General features: G+C 70.2%; 16 protein-coding genes. 11 read left to right on the top strand and 5 right to left on the bottom strand.

What is annotated here, in order from left to right; genetic code table 11:
• Window positions 1–28 precede the first annotated feature (28 nt).
• On the top strand, window positions 29–625 hold the full coding sequence (locus tag DFR72_RS13045) for a TetR/AcrR family transcriptional regulator (protein ID WP_170176241.1): 597 nt from the start codon (window positions 29–31) through the stop codon (window positions 623–625).
• A 1-nt stretch (window position 626) separates the two neighbouring features.
• Here DFR72_RS13045 and DFR72_RS13040 read toward each other — a convergent pair whose 3' ends face one another.
• The 5 genes from DFR72_RS13040 to DFR72_RS13020 all read right to left on the bottom strand — a co-directional run bounded on the left by DFR72_RS13040 (window position 627) and on the right by DFR72_RS13020 (window position 5,642).
• Window positions 627–1,919 carry a putative glycoside hydrolase gene (locus tag DFR72_RS13040; protein ID WP_114773668.1) on the bottom strand — a complete coding sequence of 431 codons (1,293 nt, stop codon included), beginning with the start codon at window positions 1,917–1,919 and terminating at the stop codon, window positions 627–629.
• A 153-nt stretch (window positions 1,920–2,072) separates the two neighbouring features.
• A complete protein-coding gene (locus tag DFR72_RS13035) occupies window positions 2,073–2,870 on the bottom strand; it encodes an ion transporter (RefSeq protein WP_245982867.1) in 798 nt (265 codons plus the stop codon).
• 54 nt (window positions 2,871–2,924) lie between these two features.
• On the bottom strand, window positions 2,925–4,052 hold the full coding sequence (locus DFR72_RS13030; protein ID WP_090062352.1) for a BMP family lipoprotein: 1,128 nt from the start codon (window positions 4,050–4,052) through the stop codon (window positions 2,925–2,927).
• 82 nt (window positions 4,053–4,134) lie between these two features.
• Entirely contained in the window at window positions 4,135–4,659 is a 525-nt protein-coding gene (locus DFR72_RS13025; RefSeq protein WP_245982865.1) for a GNAT family N-acetyltransferase, read from the bottom strand.
• Window positions 4,656–5,642, bottom strand: a complete 987-nt coding sequence (locus DFR72_RS13020) for a hypothetical protein (protein ID WP_090062353.1) — start codon at window positions 5,640–5,642, stop codon at window positions 4,656–4,658. The genes DFR72_RS13025 and DFR72_RS13020 overlap by 4 nt, the downstream gene beginning before the upstream one ends.
• A gap of 50 nt (window positions 5,643–5,692) precedes the next feature.
• On the opposite strand from DFR72_RS13020, the gene DFR72_RS13015 reads away from it, so the two are divergent.
• The 10 genes from DFR72_RS13015 to DFR72_RS12960 all read left to right on the top strand — a co-directional run bounded on the left by DFR72_RS13015 (window position 5,693) and on the right by DFR72_RS12960 (window position 18,946).
• A complete protein-coding gene (locus DFR72_RS13015; protein WP_245982900.1) occupies window positions 5,693–6,964 on the top strand; it encodes an RNA-guided endonuclease InsQ/TnpB family protein in 1,272 nt (423 codons plus the stop codon).
• A gap of 196 nt (window positions 6,965–7,160) precedes the next feature.
• Window positions 7,161–7,739 (top strand): MerR family transcriptional regulator, encoded by a 579-nt coding sequence (locus tag DFR72_RS13010; protein ID WP_090062355.1) that lies wholly within the window; start codon window positions 7,161–7,163, stop codon window positions 7,737–7,739.
• Window positions 7,736–10,111, top strand: coding sequence for a VIT domain-containing protein (locus tag DFR72_RS13005; protein ID WP_090062357.1), 2,376 nt, complete (start codon window positions 7,736–7,738; stop codon window positions 10,109–10,111). Before DFR72_RS13010 ends, DFR72_RS13005 begins: the two co-directional genes overlap by 4 nt.
• Window positions 10,112–10,155: 44 nt before the next feature.
• Window positions 10,156–12,090: a GH36-type glycosyl hydrolase domain-containing protein gene (locus tag DFR72_RS13000; RefSeq protein WP_090062358.1), complete on the top strand. Its 1,935-nt coding sequence runs from the start codon at window positions 10,156–10,158 to the stop codon at window positions 12,088–12,090.
• On the top strand, window positions 12,077–12,448 hold the full coding sequence (locus tag DFR72_RS12995) for a hypothetical protein (protein ID WP_090062360.1): 372 nt from the start codon (window positions 12,077–12,079) through the stop codon (window positions 12,446–12,448). Before DFR72_RS13000 ends, DFR72_RS12995 begins: the two co-directional genes overlap by 14 nt.
• A gap of 64 nt (window positions 12,449–12,512) precedes the next feature.
• Window positions 12,513–13,910, top strand: coding sequence for a fatty acid desaturase (locus tag DFR72_RS12990; protein ID WP_090062362.1), 1,398 nt, complete (start codon window positions 12,513–12,515; stop codon window positions 13,908–13,910).
• A gap of 10 nt (window positions 13,911–13,920) precedes the next feature.
• Entirely contained in the window at window positions 13,921–14,526 is a 606-nt protein-coding gene (locus DFR72_RS12985; protein WP_090062363.1) for a TetR/AcrR family transcriptional regulator, read from the top strand.
• A 12-nt stretch (window positions 14,527–14,538) separates the two neighbouring features.
• Entirely contained in the window at window positions 14,539–15,483 is a 945-nt protein-coding gene (locus DFR72_RS12980) for an SDR family NAD(P)-dependent oxidoreductase (RefSeq protein ID WP_245982863.1), read from the top strand.
• 950 nt (window positions 15,484–16,433) lie between these two features.
• On the top strand, window positions 16,434–17,903 hold the full coding sequence (locus DFR72_RS12965) for an FAD-dependent oxidoreductase (protein ID WP_090063529.1): 1,470 nt from the start codon (window positions 16,434–16,436) through the stop codon (window positions 17,901–17,903).
• Window positions 17,900–18,946, top strand: a complete 1,047-nt coding sequence (locus DFR72_RS12960; RefSeq protein ID WP_090062367.1) for a hypothetical protein — start codon at window positions 17,900–17,902, stop codon at window positions 18,944–18,946. The genes DFR72_RS12965 and DFR72_RS12960 overlap by 4 nt, the downstream gene beginning before the upstream one ends.
• Window positions 18,947–18,957 lie beyond the last annotated feature (11 nt).

Here is an 18,957-nt window from a genome sequence, read left to right as displayed (position 1 = left end):
GTTTCTTGGCTCGAGTATGCTGGACGGGATGACGACGAAAGCCGACGCGGCACAGGGGCGCCCCAAGGACCCGCGAGTGGACGCGGCCCTGATCACCGCGGCGATCGAGGTCCTCACCGAGTCGGGGTGGGCCTCCTTCACCACGACCGCCGTCGCCAAGCGCGCGGGCGCCTCCACCGCGTCGCTCTACCGCCGCTGGCCCTCCAAGCAGGCCCTCGCCGGAGCCGTGGCCCGGCACATCGCCCAGGCCGAGCTGACCGGGATCGACACCGGCGCCCTCGAAAGCGATCTCCGGGAACTCCTGGCGCGCAAGCGGAAGATCCTCGAAGCCGCGACCGGTCCCGCGCTGCTCTCGCTGATGGGCCAGGCCGCACACGACCCGGAACTGCGCCGGATCCTGCACGACGACGTCTACCTGGCGGTCCGCGGCGAGCTCGGCGCCCTCATCGACCGGGCCACCGGCCGCGGGGACATCGCGAACGCCGTCGGCACCGCGCAGGTCGACGTGCTGACGCTGGTGCTGATCGGCACCGCCCTGGCCCGATCGGTCTTCGTCGAGTCCGGCGCCCACGACGCCGCCGAGACGGAACTCCACCTGCTGCTCGCGGCGATCAGCCTCGCTTGATCTACGGCCGTGGAAACAGGTCTGGTGGAAGCAGGTCTGGCGGGAGCAGTGCCCCTGGTGCCGTGGCGGGGCAGTTCGCCCGCAGCAGCACACCGGTGGTGCCCGGCAGGCTCACCGAGGTGACCGTCTTGCCCTCGTGGTCCTGGTACGCGCGGTGCAGCGGCACCTTGACCGCCGGGCTTCCGGTCGGGTTGGCGTTGACCAGCGCCATGCCGCAGGTGAAGTCCCGGCGGAACACCTTGCTCGCGACCGCGCGGTAGGCCCCGACGGGGTGCCCGAGGTGCCAGTCGTACTCGGGATGCCACGGCGTCGGGTCCCCGTAGCCGTCGGTCTTCGCGATCTCGGCGATCGCGGCCTGCCCGCTGGTGGTCATGTACAGGCTGGCCAGCGCGTACCGGAAGGCCTTCGAGTCGCCCACGTCGAAGTGCGGCTGCACCCAGGTCATCTTGTCGTTCGCCTCGTTGACGGCGATCTCCGCGACCTGCCGGCGCCAGCCCTCCGGGTAGTCCTCGAGGAGCCGGGAGCTGGAGAACGCCAGCCACCACTCGTCGAACGCGCCGTCGAGATAGGCGCCGTACGCGTCCCACCCGCCCGCCTGCAGCCGCGCGTTGGTCAGGTTCCCGACCGAGAGCAGCCCCGCGGCCGCGAAACCGCACTTCATCTCGGCGAGCATGCCTTTGTAGGCCGCCTGGAACGACGCGTTGTCCGGGTATTTCGCCGGGCACACGCCGGAGTGGTAGGCGTCGCAGGTGTAGAGGGCGTTGTCGACGAACACGCCGTCGAACCCGGTGGCTTTGGAAGTGGCGACGACGTTGCTCACCCAGGCCTTGCGGTATTCGGGGTTCCCGACGTCCATCTGCCAATGGCCCTCGTAGCCGGAGTAGGAGAGTTCCTTCCCGCGGGAGTCCTCCAGGAACCACTCGGGGTGGTTCTTCCGGACATCGCAGTACCCCAGGCCAGCGGGCAGGTGCTCGTCGTCCCTGCCCTTCTTGCACGCGTAGGAGCGGGTGGAGGAGAGGTCCTTGTAGACGTACACCTTGACCTCGGGGTTCACCGCCTTGATCTTCTTCAGCAGGTCGCCTTCCCAGGCGTTGAGCACGATGTGCGCCCGGCGTTTGGCCTCGACCGCGATCGTGGCGTCGGACACCGGGGTGCTGTTGAGGTGCAGCCAGAAGGACTGGGTGCGGCCCACGGGAGCGCCTTCGCCCGCCTCGGCCGCGGGCGCGGGCGCGGCGAGTCCGATGAGGAGGAACGCCAGCAGAACCCTCGGCAGCCTGCCTGTTTTCTCAAGCATCGCCTCTCCTCGCTCGGAAGTCCTGTGAGCGAGGTACCCGGTCCGGTGCGCGGAAGTGTCGTAGAGGTCGTAAACCACCTGTTGTGGTGCGGGACTGTCCTGAAAGGACACGGTGAGTACCACCGCTGGTCTGGTCGGGTGATCGTTCCCGGCTCAGACCTGCGCCTTGCCGCGCAGCGCTTCCACGTCGGCCCGGAGGCGGCGCACCTCGGCCAGGATCTCCATCGTCGCCGCCATCTCCTCGCGGTCGTGTTCCGCGTGCTCCTCGGTCATCTGGCTCTGCATCGCGGTGACCGCGACCGCGATGAACAGGTTGAGCACCGTGAACGAGGTGACGACGAGATAGCCGACGAAGAAGATCCACGCGAACGGCTTCTCCTCCATGACCTGCCGCGCGACCTCCGACCACGCCTCGCCGGTCATCACCTGGAACAGGGTGAACAGCGAGTCGCCGAGGTCCCCGAAGTACTCCGGCGCGACGGTGCCGAACAGCTTCGTCGCGATGACGGCCGACACGTAGAGCACCAACGCCAGCAACGCGGTGATGGACGCCATGCCCGGCAACGCGGTCAGCAACGCGGACACGACCCGCCGCATGCTCGGCACGACGGACACGAGCCTCAGCACCCGCAAGACCCGCAGGGCGCGCAGCACCGAGAAAGCACCTGTCGCCGCCGGCAGCAGCGTGATGACGACGACCACGGTGTCGAACCAGTTCCACGGATCGCGGAAGAAGCTCTTGCCGTACGCGCCGAACCGCAGCAGCAGTTCGACGACGAACGCCGCCAGCGCCAGCCGGTCGACCACGTGCAGGGCGTCGCCGTAGGACGCGAGCAGCTCCGGCGAGGTCTCCGCACCCAGCGTGACGGCGTTGACCAGGATCACCGCGGTGATCACCTTGTTGAACCACGGGGCGTCGACCACGACGCGCAGCCCGCCACGGGAAAGCACGAAGATCAACCTATCGAGGTGATCTTCGTGCCCGGCGGTTCGCCCGTTCGGCCGCTACACCGCGTCCGCGACCTTGATCTTGCCCTCGACGATCTGGGCCTTGTACCCCTCGAGGATGCCCTGCAGCTTCGCGTCGATCTTGCCGCCCGACGTCGCGTAGCCCATGCCGTCCGACTTCAGGTCGAAGATCTTCGGCAGCGACGCGAGGTCGTTCGCCGCGGCGGCGTGGAAGAAGTCGTAGACGGCGACGTCCACGCGCTTGAGGCTGGAGGCCACGATGACGTCGCGGTTGGCCGCGAGCGCGGGCTGGTTGTACTGGTCGGCGTCGCAGCCGATCGCCAGCACGCCCGCCTCCTTCACCGCCGCGAACACGCCGATGCCGGACGCGCCCGCCGCCGGGTAGACGACGTCGGCGCCCTTGTCGATCAGGCCCTTCGCCGCCTCCTGGCCCTTGGGCGGGTCCTGGAAGCCGGTGAAGTCGCCGGCCGGGGTGATGTACTTCTTGTCGATCGCGACCTTCGGCGCGGCGGTCTTCGCGCCCTGGTTGAAGCCCGCCTCGAACTTCTGGATCAGCGGGATGTCCACGCCGCCGACGAAGCCCACGTGGCACTTCTTGCTCTGGTACGCGGCGACGACGCCCGCGAGGAACGCGCCCTCCTGCTCGGCGAAGACGAGCGGCGTCACGTTCGCCACACCGTCCACAGCGGAGTCGACCAGGCCGAACTCGACGTTCGGGAACTCCGGTGCGACCACCTTGAGCGACTCGGTGTAGGCGAAGCCGACGCCGACGATCGGGTTGAAGCCCTCGGACGCGAGCTGGCGCAGGCGGGTCTGCTTCGCGGACTCGTCCTCGTTCGGTGCCGCGGACAGCTCGCGGGTGTTCTCCTTCTTCACGCCCATGTCCGCGATGGCCTTGTCGAACCCGGCGGCGGCCAGGTCGTTGAACGACGCGTCACCGCGGCCGCCGATGTCGTAGGCCAGGCCGATCTTCAACGCGCTGCCGTCGACCTTCTTGCCGTCGGCGGCGCTGGTGCTCGACGTGGCGGGCGCGGTGGGCGGCGCCGAGAACTCGCAGCCACTGCCCGACGCGGCGGGCGTGGTGCCACCACCGGAGTCCTTCGCACAGGCGCTCACCGCCATGAGGCTGGTCAGCGCGATCGCGGCCACGGCGGTGCCACGCATACGACGACGCACGGTTCGTCTCCTCCAACTCGGCTTTGAGAGGCGGACGCTACCTCGCGCCCCGGCCAAACCGGTTGAGAGTTCACTTACTGGGATCGAGGATTTTACGAAACACCAGGAAGTCGCACGGGCAGGCGAGATGGGGCACCAGGAACGGATAGGCGGTTTCCAGGTCGTCCTTGCGCACGAGCCGGTAACCGATGCGCGTGTACCAGCCCCGGAGGAACTCCTTCACCGGGTGCTCCCACGTCTGCGGGACGAGCAGCTCCAGCTGCATCTGCGCGAAGCCCCGCTCACGACCCCAGTTCTCGGCGAACGACACGAGGTCGGTGCCGATGCCGGTGCCGCGCTCCTCCGGCGCGGCGACCAGCATCCCGAACTCGCCCACACCGTCCTCGATCTCGTGCACGCGCACGGAACCCACGACGCGGTCGCCCGACCGGGCCACCGCGATCTGCCCGGTGGCGATGAGCTCCGCCACCTCGGCTTCGCTCGTCCGGGACTGGCCTTCGAGCCAGATGCCCTTCTCCGCGTCGGAGTACACGCGGTTGATCAGGGCGGCGACCTCGGCGGCGAGCCCGGTGTCGGAGATGAGGACCGGAGTCACCACGGCGACGGCTGGGTGGTCTTGGCGAGCTCGTCGGCGTGCTGGAGCACCCCGAGCTCGCGCAGCATCCGGTCGCGCTGCATCGGGTCGTGCGCGACGTGCGAGGCGTGCAGTGCCTTGCGCAGCCGGGCTTTCCGGCGCGGCGTCCACGGGCCGGCGACGGCGAGCTTCGCCGCGCGCAACGCCGCCTTGTCCCGGGTGCGCGCCAGGGCGTCGCGGCCGTCGTCACCCAGGCCCAGCAACGACAACACGCGTTCGCGCAGCTCCCGTCCGACGCGAGCCCACGTGGTCGTGCGCTGACGCGAGGCGCGGATCTCGATGCCGAGCGCTAGGTGCAGCATCACCAGGCCGAGAACCGGTCCGAGCAGGACGCGGGCGGTGCCGGCGACCGGACCGGACAGGCTGAAGGCCGCGAACGCGGCGAACGCCGTCAGCGCCCACGCCACGAGCCGGGCGGGACCGGGACGGCCGTTCTGGCGCACGCCACCGCGCATCGCCCAGCCACACGCGACGAGCGCCGCCTCCATCACGGAGAACAGGACGACCCGCTCCACGACGTCGGTGATGCCCAGTCGCTGCTCGAAGAACCGCCACGAGGTGTCGACGCTGACACCGATGCTCATCAGCGCGACGGCGTAGAAACCCTTGGCCCCGGCGGGCTTCGCGGGCTCGGCGGCCGGTTCCGGAGCGGGGGAGGAGGTCTCCACCTTGTCGAGCTCGGCGATCAGTTCCGGCGTCAGCAGCGCAAGACCGTTCGTGTCGGCGAGGTTGTTGGCGGCACGCCACTCGTTCACGATCGCCCTGGTGTGGGAACTGGTGGGCACCGCTTGGCCCTGCTTGTGCAGCCAGCGGCGGACGTCCTCGACCGTGCAGTTGCGCGGAAGGCGTTCCAGCGCGTACTGGATCTTGGCTTTCTGAGTCCTCAGCTGGGTCAACTCGGTGCTGTGGCCGGTCAGGGCGCCGACCTCGTCCGTGGTCACCATGGCCTCCAGCGGAGGCCATGGTCTTCAGTCCGGGGCGGTCCAAGTACGCGGTGCGCAGGCCGGCGGTCCTGCGTCGTGGTCGTCATGGTGCTCCCAGTAGGTTGTGGTTCGTGCGAACGGCGTACAGGTGCCGGGCTTACCCGACTCCTGAGCAGGCTGTGGTGTTGAATCGCACGTTCGGGTGTGTGCGTCTGGTGTGGAACAAGACCTTGAGCGAGCGGAACCACCGCTACCGCACGGAGGGTGTGCGCACGTCGTACCGGCAGACCGATGCGGCGCTGACCGGGTGGAAACGCACCGGGGAACTCGCGTTTCTGTCGGACGTGTCCTGCGTGCCGTTGCAGCAGGCGCTGCGTCATCAGCACACCGCGTTCGGCAACTTCTTCGCCGGGCGGGCCCGTGTTCCGAGGTTCAAGTCCCGTACCGGGCGGCAGAGCGCGCACTACACCCGCTCGGCGTTCCGGATGCGTGAGGGTGTGCTGACGCTGGCCAAGACCAGCGCACCGCTGCGGTTCGTGTGGTCCTTCGGCGAGGTGGACCTGGCCGCGCTGGATCCGACGATGGTGGTGGTGTCCCGGGAGCCGGACGGCCGCTGGTACGTGGCGTTCGCCGTGGACGCTGATGCGCCCGTCTCGGCCGAGCCCGCCGGTCATGCCGTCGGGGTCGATCTCGGTTTGACCGACTTGCTGGTGACCAGTGACGGTGAGCGGATCGCGAATCCGCGGCACCTGGCCCGCAAGGCCGCGAACCTGGCCCGCTACCAACGACGGATGGCCCGCTGCGCGCGTGGTAGCGGCAACCGGCGCAAGGCCAAGGCCAAGGTTGCCCGCGCGCATCGCAAGGTCCGCACCGCCCGGCAGGACTTCTTGCACCGCATTACCACCGGCTTGGTGCGTTCGGCCGATGTGATCGCGATCGAGGACCTGTCGGTCACGAACATGGTGCGCAACCGCCACCTGTCCCGCGCCATCTCCGACGCGGGCTGGGGCGAGTTCCGCAGGCAGCTGGAGTACAAGTGCGCTCGCGCCGGCCGCACGCTGGTCGTGATCGACCGCTGGTTTCCGTCCAGCAAGACCTGTTCGGTCTGCGGGCATGTGCTCGCCGAGCTTGCTTTGTCCGCCCGGCACTGGACGTGTCCGGGCTGCCGCACCCGGCACGACCGGGACCTCAACGCGGCCAAGAACATCCTTGCGGCTGGTCGAGCCGCAACCCGAGACGCTGTCCCGGGTGATGCCTGCGGAGCTGATGTCAGACGGCAAGGGCCCTCCCTTCCGCGATCGGCAGTGAAACAGGAACCCCGTGCCGTGAGGCACAGCGCGTAAGCGCTACCCGCCACAAGGCGGGTGGGAATTCCTGTCCGTGTCAGGACAGGAATGAAGCCAATCGTGCTCTCCGTCCTCATGTGGGGGTGGCTTGCAGGGGCGCGCGGACGCGCCGGACCCTACCCGGCTACCACGCGTGAACATCATCAGGTTTCCGACGTTGACACTGTCACGGTTGCAGTGTCAGTATCAGGGGGTGTGGACGCTCGACGAGTTGCTGGACCGCGTCTCCGCCGCGTTGACGGCGGAGTACTCGGGCGCGCCCAACGGCCGCGTCCGCGACGTGCCCGACAAGCGGGCCGTCCGCTGGTACGCGACGACGGGGCTGGTCGACAGACCGTCCGCGATGCGCGGCCGCACGGCGTTGTACGAGAAGCGCCACCTGCTCCAGCTGGTGGCGGTGAAGAGACTGCAGTCTCAGGGGAGGACGCTGGCCGACGTCCAAGCCGAGCTCGCGGGTGCCACCGACACGACGCTGGCGGCCATCGCCCGCGTGCCGGAACACCTGCTCTCCACGGGTGAAGCACCACCTCCGGAGGCCGTTCGCCCGAGGTTCTGGGCCGAACCCGCGGCAGAACGCGCTGCCGCACCGGCCGCGCCACCCGCACCCGCCGAGGCGTTCGCGCTGAACGGCGTCGCGCTCGGGGGAGGTGCCGTCGTCCTGGTGCCGGGGACGCCGACCGCCGCCGACCGCGCGGACATCGCCGCCGCCGCCCGGCCACTGCTCGACCTGCTCGCCGCCCGCGGCCTGCTCAACGAAAGGGAATCGTCATGACCATCTCCGTCGCCCCGATGAAGGCCGCCGAAGCCGACCGCATCGGCCGGACGACCGAGGACGCGGGTCTGGGCGCGCTGCGCACCGAACGAGGCAACCTGCCGCTGGAGCAGCTCGGCGTGCGGGCCTCCATCACCGGTCTCGTCGGCCGTGTGGTCCTGACGACCGGGTTCGTGAACACCCACGACACCGCCCTCGAAGCGACCTACGTGTTCCCGCTGCCGGACCGCGCCGCCGTCACCGGCATGAAGATGACCGCCGGCGACCGCACGGTGGAGGCCGACCTGCAGGAACGCGCGCAGGCCCGCCAGATGTACGACGACGCGATCGCGGCGGGCAAGAGAGCGTCCATCGTGGAGGAAGAGCGTCCGGACGTCTTCACCATGCGCGTGGGCAACATCCCCGCCGGTGAACGGGTGACCGTCGAGCTGACCCTGGTGGGGCCGCTGGTGTTCGAGGACGGCGCGGCCACGTTCCGGTTCCCGCTCGTCGTGGCGCCTCGCTACGTGCCGGGCTCGCCGCTGCCCGGGCCGTCCGTCGGCGACGGGCACGCCCAGGACACGGACGTGGTGCCGGACGCGTCGCGGATCTCGCCGCCGGTGCTGCTGCCGGGCTTCCCGAACCCCGTGCGGCTCGGCATCGACGTCGAGATCGACCCCGCCGGGCTGGAGCTCGGCGAGGTGCGGTCGAGCCTGCACACCGTGGTCGCCGAGGGGAACACCGTGTCGGTCTCGCCGGGCGAGCGGGTCGACCGCGACTTCGTGCTGCGCCTGGCGTACAGCGGGAACAGCTCCGCGGTCGTGTGCGTGCCCGACGAGGACGACAGCGGTGAGGGCACCTACCAGCTGACGGTGCTGCCGCCCGAGTCCGAGGCCCCGGTCCGGCCGCGTGACGTCGTGCTGCTGCTCGACCGGTCCGGCAGCATGTCGGGCTGGAAGATGGTGGCGGCCCGCCGTGCGGCGGCCCGCATCGTCGACACGCTGACCGCGGACGACACGTTCTCCGTGATCACCTTCGACCACCAGGTGGAACGGCCGGACGCGCTCGGTTCCGGGCTGGTCACGGCCACCGACCGCCACCGGTTCCGCGCCGTCGAGCACCTGGCCGCCATGCAGGCGCGCGGCGGCACCGAGATGTACGAGCCGCTGCGCCAGGGCCTGACCCTGCTCGCCGACGCGGGCCCGGAGCGCGCCCCGGTCCTCGTGCTGGTGACGGACGGCCAGGTCGGCAACGAGGACCAGATGTTGCGCGACATCGCGCCGATGATCAACCGGACGCGGATCCACGCCGTCGGCATCGACACCGCCGTCAACGCGGGCTTCCTCGGCAGGCTGGCCGCCGCCGGGGCGGGCCGGTGCGAACTCGTCGAGAGCGAAGACCGGCTGGACGAGGCGATGACGCACATCCAGCGGCGGATCGGCGCGCCGGTCGTCACCGACGTCGTGGTGTCGCCGGGTTCGGACCTGCCGCGGCTGCCCACCGCGATCTATCCGGGTGTGCCGCTGGTCGCCTTCGGCCGGTACCGCGGCGCCGCACCCGACTCCTACGTGGTGCACGGCCGGACCCGGGACGGCGGCGACTGGCAGGAGACGGTGGCGGTGCGGCAGCACACCTCGCCGGCCGTCCGGTCGCAGTGGGCCCGTGCCGCACTGCGTGACCTGGAGGACCGGTACGCGGCCGGCGACCGGACGCTGGAGTCGTCGATCGTGGAGACCTCGCTGCGGTTCGGCGTGCTGTGCCGCTTCACCGCGTTCGTGGCGGTGGACGAGCGGGTCGTGACCGACGGGACGGTGCACCGGGTGGTGCAGCCGGTCGAACAGCCCGCGGGCTGGGAGATGCAGGCTCCGGGGAGTCCGATGCCGATGTTCGCCGGTGGTGCGCCCGCGTTCGCCGCTGCTCCGGCGCCGTTCGCCGCCGCGCCCGCCTACGGCGGTGCGGTACCGCCGCCTCCCTCCGCACCGCGGGCCGTGCGCTCTCGTTCGGGTGCCCGGTCGGTCGCGCCTGAGGGGGCGCCGGTCGCTCCGCCCGGATCGATGCCGGTTCCGCCGCCCGGATCGATGCCGGTACCTCCGGCCGTCGACCCGGCGGACCTGCGCGAGGTCGTGACGCTGGAGATCCAGCGCCTGGAGGCGGACGCGTCCCTGCCGTCGTGGGAACGCCGTGACCTGCTCGCCGACCTGGCCAGCCGGCTCGGCATCCTCGTCGCCGGCCGGACCGGCCCGGCTTACGAGCCGATGCGCGCCCTGTTCGCGGAGATCACGGCCGGCGGTGACGTCGAGAAGCTGTGGGCGCGGACGCTGGAGGTGCTGAGGGAGTTCGTCTCGGACGGGACACCGTCCGAGCCGGAGCGGCGCAGGAGGTTCTGGCGCTGAGTGGGCGATTGCCCGTGTGAGGGTTCTGCCGCAACGCTTCCACTGTGAGCGCGTTCGGCGAATGGACGACAGTCGAGGGCCTGCCCGCGTTCGAGTACCGGGCAGGCCCCCGGCTGTGGGATCCGATCATCGACCCGCCGACGTCGAGGCACTGGGTGCACCTGGGCAACCGGCGGATCACCCTGGCGGCCGACAGCGACGGGTTGACGGGCGTGTGGGACGAGCACCTCGGCTGCCGATGGCTCGCTGAAAGGACGGGCATCGCCCGCTTCGGTGCGCTGGCAACGGACTCCGCGGCGGTGAAGCTGTTCGGGCCGGCGTTCTGCCGGACGGCGGTGGCGTCGGACTCCGTCGGCGTCGAGCGGACCGTGCTGTGCCCGGAAGGCGCGGTGCCGTGGGTGGTGATCAAGATCGACGTGCTCAACCGGGGTGCGGAGGTCGTGCGCGGGACGTTGACCGAGGAGTGGGACGTGCGGCCACGCCTGGTGGACCTCGAGTTCGGGCCTGTGCGAGGTGACGCTCCGCCGGACGCACCCGTGGTCGCGCTGGAGCACTTCGGCGGCGGACGGGCGGAGACCACCGCCGGGCTCCTGGCCGTCGAAGCCGGGCTGGAACTGGCGCCGGGGGAGCGGACGACCGAGTGGTTCCGCTTCGGGCTGCTCGACGGGCCCGCCGACCCCGAGGCCGTCTACTCGACAAGCCTGGCGGGCCTGCGTGCGCGCCTTCCGTCCATCACCCTTCCGCGCGCACCGGAGGCGGCCGCCGAGATCGCGTGGCACCTGGCACTCCTGACCGGTGGAGCCTGCGAGGACGGGGTGCTCGGCGGACACACCCTGAACCAGGGGTCCGCTTACTCGTTCCGCCACGGCTTCAACGGCGCCGCAAGGGATCCGCTGCAGCACGCGCTGCCGTTGGTCCACTTCGAACCCGACCTCGCCTTGTCGGTGCTGCGCAACACCTGTGCCTGGGGCAGTCCCGACGGCGATCTGCCGTACGCGCTCGACGGCCGCAAGCAGCCCTGGACGCAGCTGTTCCGCCCGTCCGACCAGAACCTGTGGGCGCTCTGGCTCGCCGCCGAGTACGCGGCGGTGACCGGCGACCTCGCCGCGTTCGCCGAGCCCGTGCCGTACCACCCCTGCCACGGCGCCGAACCCGTTGCGCTCGCCGAGAACCTGCGGCGCCAGTTCCGCTTCTTCGTGGACGAGGTCGGCGTCGGCGAGCACGGGCACGTGCGGATCCTCAACGCCGACTGGAACGACCTCGCCGTCACAGAGTCCGGAGTGGACCGTGAGGTGATGGTCGAGCGCGGCGAGTCGGTCCTGAACTCCGCCATGGCCGCCTGGGTGCTGCCGGTCTATGCGAGCCTCGCCGAACGCTTGGGTGACGCCGCAACGGCTTCCGAGGCACGGCAACGCGCGGCAGGGTTCCGCGAACTGGTGGCGGGGGAGTGGAACGGCCGTTGGTTCCGGCGCGCGCACGGCCCCGGCGGCAAGGTCGTCGGCGACCACGACCTGTGGCTCGAGGTGCAGCCGTGGGCGATCCTCTGCGGCGCCGCCACCGCGGACCAGGCGCGTGCGTTGCTCAAGACGATCGACGAGACCTGCCGGGCCGGTTCGCCGCTGGGCGCTCGCCACCGCTGGCCCGTTCCCGAAGGCGCGCAAGGACAGGTGTGGGCCTCGGTCAACATGACGCTGGTCTGGGCGGCTTCCCTTCACGACCCGGAACTGGCGTGGGACGAGTGGCGGCGCATGACCCTGCACGCGCACACGGCCGCCTATCCGGAGGTGTGGACGGGGACCTTGTCCGGCCCTGACTGCTACCTAGCGCCGGACAGCGACCGTCCCGGCGAAACGTGGGCGCTACCGGACTTCGGCACCGCGATGCAGGCCTACCCGGTCGCGAACCTGCACAGCCACTCCCAGCCGTTGATGGCCTACCTGCGGTTGCTCGGGGTACCTCGATTCGGTGAACGAGCGTGACGAACCGGGAACCACCGTGGTCCTGACTGTCACCCCGCACGAGTCCCCCGAGGAGCTCCCGTTGTCCAGCCCCAGCCACCGAGTCGTCCAGTTGCGCACGCCCCTGACCGAGGACCAGAGGCTGTCGCTCGTGGAGCAGACCGCCCTGTGCCACCCGGCGGTGCACAGCGCCGAGCTGTCGTCGGACGCCGAGATCCACCTGGAAGTCGTGGTGTGGCGGGGAAGCTCGCCTCAGCGGGCCGTGCACGACATCGCCGCGGCGCTCGACGCCGTGCTCCCCGGCGTGCCGGTGTGCGTGTCGGTGTCGGCCGTCGCCTACCGCAGGCGCGCGACGACCCTGCTCGCGGTTTACAAATAGCGCTCTCTTGTCAAACTGACTTTACGTGCCCTACCGTTCTGTCAACCTCCCGGAGGAGCGTGGCATGAGCGACAAAAAGGCAACGGTGCCCGTCGGCTCAACCGAGCAGTGGACGGACGGCAAGCGGTACCTGTGGCTGCTGGGGCTGGTCGTGCCGTCCCTGGCGTTCCTGGCGATCGGGATGCACGCCGCGACGGGCTGGGGCGTGTGGTTCTGGATCGGCCCGATCGTGGTGCTGCTCATCGTCCCGGCGATCGACCTGGTCGCCGGGCTCGACCGGAGCAACCCGCCGGACGACGTGATCGAACGGCTGGAGAACGACCGCTACTACCGCTGGATCACGTACCTGTTCCTGCCGATCCAGTACGTCGGGTTCGTGGCGGCGTTCTGGCTGATCGCCCGCGGCGATCTGTCCGTCGTGGACAAGATCGGCCTCGCCGTGTCGATCGGGTGCATCGGCGGCATCGGCATCAACACCGCGCACGAGCTGGGCCACAAGAAGGAGAGCCACGAGCGCTGGCTGTCGAAGATCGCGCTGGCGCAGAGCTTCTACGGCCACTTCTACATCGAGCACAACCGCGGCCACCACGTGCGGGTCGCGACGCCGGAGGACCCGGCGAGCAGCAGGGTGGGGGAGAGCTTCTACCGGTTCTGGCCGCGCACCGTCCTCGGCTCGATCGCCTCGGCCTGGCGGCTCGAACGCAAGAGGTACGCGCGGCGCGACCGGCACCCGTACCGCCTGGGCAACGACGTGCTCAACGCGTGGCTGATGTCGGCGGTGCTGTGGGCGGCCATGATCGTGTGGCTCGGCGCCGGCATCGTGCCGTACCTGCTGGTCCAGGCGGTGATCGGCTTCTCGCTGCTGGAGGTCGTGAACTACATGGAGCACTACGGGATGCTGCGGCAGATGGTCGGCGCACCGGGCCGCAGGCGGTACGAGCGGGTCGACCCCAGCCACAGCTGGAACTCCAACAACATCGCCACGAACGTCCTGCTCTACCACCTGCAGCGGCACAGCGACCACCACGCCAACCCGACCCGGCGCTACCAGACGCTGCGCGACTTCGCCGAGTCCCCGGTGCTGCCGACGGGCTACGCGGGCATGATCCTGCTGGCCCTGGTCCCACCGCTGTGGCGGCGCGTGATGGACCCGCGGGTGCGGGGCCACTTCGGCGGGGACATCGGCCGCGCCAACATCCAGCCCGGCAAGCGCGCGAAGGTGCTCGCCCGCTACGGCGGCACCGACTCGGGCTCGACCGTCGCCGCCGACAGCCGAGGTGACGCGACCGCGGGCGGCATGTGCCCCGGCTGCGGTTACGTCTACGACGAGAAGACGGGCGACCCGCGCGAAGGCTTTCCCGCCGGAACACCGTGGGCGGACATCCCGGACACCTGGTGCTGCCCGGACTGCGGGGTGCGCGAGAAGATCGACTTCGTCGCGCCGGGAAGGGTCACGGCCTAGGATCGTGACCATGGGTTCTCCAGCGGCGGCCTCGGGTCGCCGGCAGCCGATCGTCGAGGCGGCGATCGAGATGACGGCCCGCGACGGCTGGGCCGCGGTCACGATGACGCGGCTCGCCGAGCAGGTCGGCGTCAGCCGCCAGACCGTCTACAACGAGATCGGCTCCAAGAACTCCCTCGCCGACGCGATGCTGGCGCACGAGCTCGACCGGTTCCTCACCGCGATCAGCGCCGCCTTCGACCGCCACGCCGACAACCTCGTCGAGGCCGTCCACGACGCCGTGCGCGACGTCCTCGAACTCGCCCGCGGCAACCTCCTGGTCCGCGCCATCGCCTCGGCGACGCACGGCGCCGACACCGAACTGGTGCCGCTGCTGACCACCCAGGCCGAAACCCTGCTCACCGACGTCAAGGCGATGCTCGCGGCACGGGTCGAGTCCTACCGGACCGGCCTGACGGGCGAGCAGGTCGAGGTGCTGGTCGACCTCATGACGAGGACGGTGCTCAGCCACGTCGTCCAGCCGACGGGCACCCCGGCCGGCACCGCCGACGGGCTCGCGTGGCTGGCGTCACGTGTGCTGGACGAGCCCGCGAGGAAACCGCTCCGCTTCGGCTGACGAACACCAGAGGTGAGCGAACTGATCAGCGTGCTCGACACCGTGGCCGACCGGCTCGTGGTCCCCGGCTACTCGAAGTGGGGCTACCGGCTCCGCAGGAGGAGCTGGTCCGACCTGGAACCCGGCGCGCTGCACGGCGCCAGGGCCGTCGTGACCGGAGCCGGTTCGGGCATCGGCAAGGCGGCGGCACTCGGCCTGGCCCGTCTCGGCGCGGACGTGGTGCTGGCGGTGCGCGACGAACGCAAGGGCGAGACGGCCCGTGCCGAGATCGTCGCCGCGGCCCCCGGCGCCAGCGTCCTGGTACGGCACTGCGACGTGTCGAGCCTGGAGTCCGTGCGCCGGTTCGCCGCGGAGATCGACCGCGTGGACGTGCTGGTGCACAACGCCGGGGTGCTGCCGCAGGAACGCGCGGTCACCGCCGAGGGGCACGAGCTGACGTTCGCCACACACGTGCTGGGCCCACTGCTGATGACCGAGCTGCTGCGCCCGCTGCTCGCGGCCTCCGCGGACCCACGGGTCGTGCTCGTCTCCTCCGGCGGCATGTACACCCAACGCCTCCGCGCCGACGACCCCGAATACCGTGAGGGCACCTACAAGGGCGCGACCGCCTACGCCCGCACGAAACGCATGCAGGTCACGCTCGTCCCGCTGCTGACGAAGCGCTACGCGGCCGATGGCATCGCCGTGCACGGCATGCACCCCGGCTGGGCCGACACACCGGGCGTCGCCGGCTCGCTGCCGGGTTTCCACCGGCTGACCGGCGCGTTCCTGCGCACCGCCGAGGAAGGCGCGGACACGGTCGTCTGGCTCGCCGCCACGAAACCCGCTCCCCGCGCCGGACGTTTCTGGCACGACCGCCGTGAACGTCCGGCGCACCTGCTGCCAGGCACCGCGGAGAAGCCGGAGGACGTGGCCGCGTTCTGGCAGTACTGCGCCGGCGCGGCGGATCTCAGATGACGAACAATACTTGCTGCAGTCCATGATCAACGTCAGGGCGATGTCCGGGAAACGGGCCTTGAAGGCAGCCTTGGTGCCGTCCTGCTGGGTCGGTGTGTCGCCGCCGGCGTGGATGACGAGCTTGCCACCTTCCCTGAGCGCGGCCTGGTAGAGCTCGTCGAGCGTCCTGGCCTCCTCCGGCCCGCCGGGGTGCCCCGTCGGGCGAAGCCGCGGCGCCGAAAGCGCTGAAGCCCAAGGCCGCGCCAGCCCCGGCGGCAAGGACACGTCGTCTGCTGAGGGAGCTTGACAAGGTGAGGAAGCCTCTCTGCGGGGGACGTACACGGTCAGGCGACTGCCATCCTCGTGTGACCGAGAGGATTTCCGCGTCATCCGGACGGAGAGAAGAACGCGCTGGAGATGGACGCCGCGTTCAACCGAACGGTTGAACGCCCATGGCAACGGCGTCTCTTCGAGTCACCGCAGGACGTGCTCACCGTCGCGTGGGACGTGGTCGACGGCCTCACCGGAGGAGCGCGTCGAAGTTGCGGAGCCACCGCCGGCTGTCCCAGCGGTGACGGCCTTTCGGCCGTCGCGGAAAGCATTCCCAGACCGAGGGACTCGGTCGCGAACCTCTTGATGTGCAAGGAGCTCGGCTGCAAGTCGTCGGCAGGTGGCATCGCGGCGCGGTGGTCGCGGCGCTGCCACTGGCCCGTGCCGCTGATCTGCCGCAGATCGATCCCGGTGCCCTGTGCGTGCAGGACGGTCAGCACGATGCGGCTGCCGTCGTGGCGGGCAGTGTCGCGAGTGCCTGCCCGATCGCCCGCAGGGCGTCCTCGAGTGGAAGAGGGCCCAGATCATCGAGGGCAGGATCAAGGTCGCGGGCACGGCGTAGCCCGTAAGCCGGATTGACGCCACCCCTCGTCATTCATACATTCGAGTCCTGATTGTATGAATGACGAGGGGTGGTCCGCGTGACGCTGGGCAGAACCGCCGTCGTACTGGGGGGCAGCACCGCTGGTCTGTGCGCCGCCGGGGCGCTCGCCCCCTACTTCGACCAGGTGGTGGTGCTGGAACGGGACGAGCTCCCGGCCGCGGCGGAGCACCGGCGTGGCGTGCCGCAGAGCAAGCACCCGCACTTCCTGCTGAACTCGGGACGGCGCGCGATCGGAGCGCTGTTCCCCGGATTCGAGGACGAGCTCATCGCCGCGGGCGGGTTGCACCTGATGCCGTCTCTGGACGCCGCCTACCTCGACGGGGAGGGCTGGTCGGCGCGCAAGCGCGGGGCGATGACGATGATCTACGGGTCGCGGATCCTCATCGAACGCGTGTTGCGCGACGCGGTTCGAACTCTGCCCAACACGACCATTCGCGAGGGTGTCCCGGTGCACGGCCTCACCACGCGGGACGGGGCGGTCACCGGGGTCGGCCTGTCCACGTCCGCCGGCGAGGAGCACCTCGACGCCGACCTCGTGGTGGACGCGATGGGGCGCGGGTCCTCGGTCAGCGGCTGGCTCGTGGCCGCCGGATGGCCCGAGCCCGAGGTGCGCACGCTCGACGCCAAGGTCACCTACACCTCGCGCTGGTACGAGCTGCCGTCACCGGCCGAGCGACCGGCGTCGTGGTGGTGGCAGCACCTGGTGATCATGCCCACCCCGGACAAGGGGGAGCACCCCGCCGAGCACGAGTTCCTGGTGAACTTCTTTCCCGTCGAGGGGAACCGCGTCATCGCCTGCATGGGCTCGTGGGGCATCGACATGCCCCGCACCACCGAGGCGTTCGTCGAGTCGGCGCGCCGGGTGCGGACGCCGTTGTTCGCGGCCGCGATGGACCGGTGTTCACCCACCTCGGAGGTGCACCTGACCCGGTCGACGGGCAACAAGTGGCGGCGCTACGACCGCTTGAGCACACCTGGTCTGGTGTTCGTCGGCGACTCGATCTGCGCCTTCAACCCTTTCTACGCACAGGGGATCAGTTCTGCGGCGATGTCCGCACTGTTGCTGCGCGAGCACCTGTCCCGCGCGCAACGCCTCGACGCGGAGTTCTACGCCCAGTTCCTCGTGGCGCAACGCAAATCGCTCACCGTGCCCTGGTCGCTGGCCATGGCGAGGGACCAGGGCTACGAGTGCGCGGTGGGCACCGAGAAGGTGCCGGAGTGGTGGCGTCGCGTTCTCGCGGCCATGTCCGGCCCGGCTTTCAGTCTCATCGTCGGTGCGGCGCGTGAGTACGAGGTGGTCGACGAGCACTTCGCGAAGGTGTTCAACATGGACGAGTCGCTGGGCGAGATGATGCGGAACCCGAGGGTGCTCGCGGCGCTCGTGCGCTACCGGATCCGGACAGCGTTGGGACGGCAGCGGATTCCCTTCGGGTTCGATCCCCAGGCGGAGCCGCCGGCCACGGACTACTCGCCGGACGGTGCCGCGGCAACGGTCGCCGCGCGATGAGCGCCGTGTGCGGGCCGGAGGCGGAAGCCGTCGCCCGCGGTCTCGGCTTCGACTGCCACGACGTGTCACCCGTGGTCTCGCTGCGGTCTCCGTGGGATCTCGTGCACTGGACGATGCCGCTGCTCGAGCTGCTCATCATCGGCGGCGCCGTCTTCGCCCTGGTGCACGCGTTGCGCCGCTACCGCCACGGCGACCCGATCAACCTGGCGCTGTGGTGGACGTCGCTGGTGTACCTCGCGGTGATCGAACCACCGCTGTACTTCCCGGAGTGGTTCGGGCTCAACGAGATCTACGGTTTCATCTTCGCCCACAACCAGTTCACCGTGCAGTTCATGTGGGACAGGTTGCCGCTCTACATCATCGCGTTCTACCCGGTGATCAGTCAGCTCGCCTACGAGCTGGTGCGGTCGCTCGGCATCTTCCGGCGCCGCGGCGCACTCGTCGGGTCGGTCGCCGTCGCCTTCGCCTGCCAGGTGTTCTACGAGGTGTTCGACCACATCGGACCACAGCTGAAGTGGTGGTCCTGGAACCCGGACAACCACATCGTCAACCACCCCGCGCTGGCAGCGGTGCCGATGACGAGCATGCTGCTGTTCGCGTCCGTTTCGTTGGGGGCCATGACTTACCTGGTCGTGCGCCTGGTCGGCGAGCGCCGCGGGCGGTCGTTGGTGCCGCGCGTTCTGCTCGCCGGCGTCCTCACGCCACCGACCATGGCGATCGCGGGCATTCCGTCGAGCTTCTTCAGCGGCAACCCCACCGCCCAGGCCTGGGTTCTCGGCGTCGAGCTGGCCCTGGTGTGGCTGGCCGGCGGCTGGATCGTCCTGTCGCAGCTCAGGTCGCCGGGGCCCGGTGAACCGCTGTCCGACTTCGTCCGGATCTACCCAGCCGTCTACCTGGGCGGGATGGCGGTGTTCTGGATCAGCGCTCTTCCTGACGGCCCACCGATCGCAGGCGCGCTCTACGCGCTCGCCTGTTTCCTCGGGGCCGGTCTGTTGCTCGCGGCGCTGCGGCGCGTGCACCGGAAAGCACCTTCCACCGTCTGAGCCGGCGCCCT

Source organism: Lentzea flaviverrucosa (assembly GCF_003350445.1).
Taxonomy (GTDB): domain Bacteria; phylum Actinomycetota; class Actinomycetes; order Mycobacteriales; family Pseudonocardiaceae; genus Lentzea; species Lentzea californiensis.
Note: the sequence above shows the minus strand (reverse complement) of the source record. Positions and strands in the feature narration are given on the sequence as shown.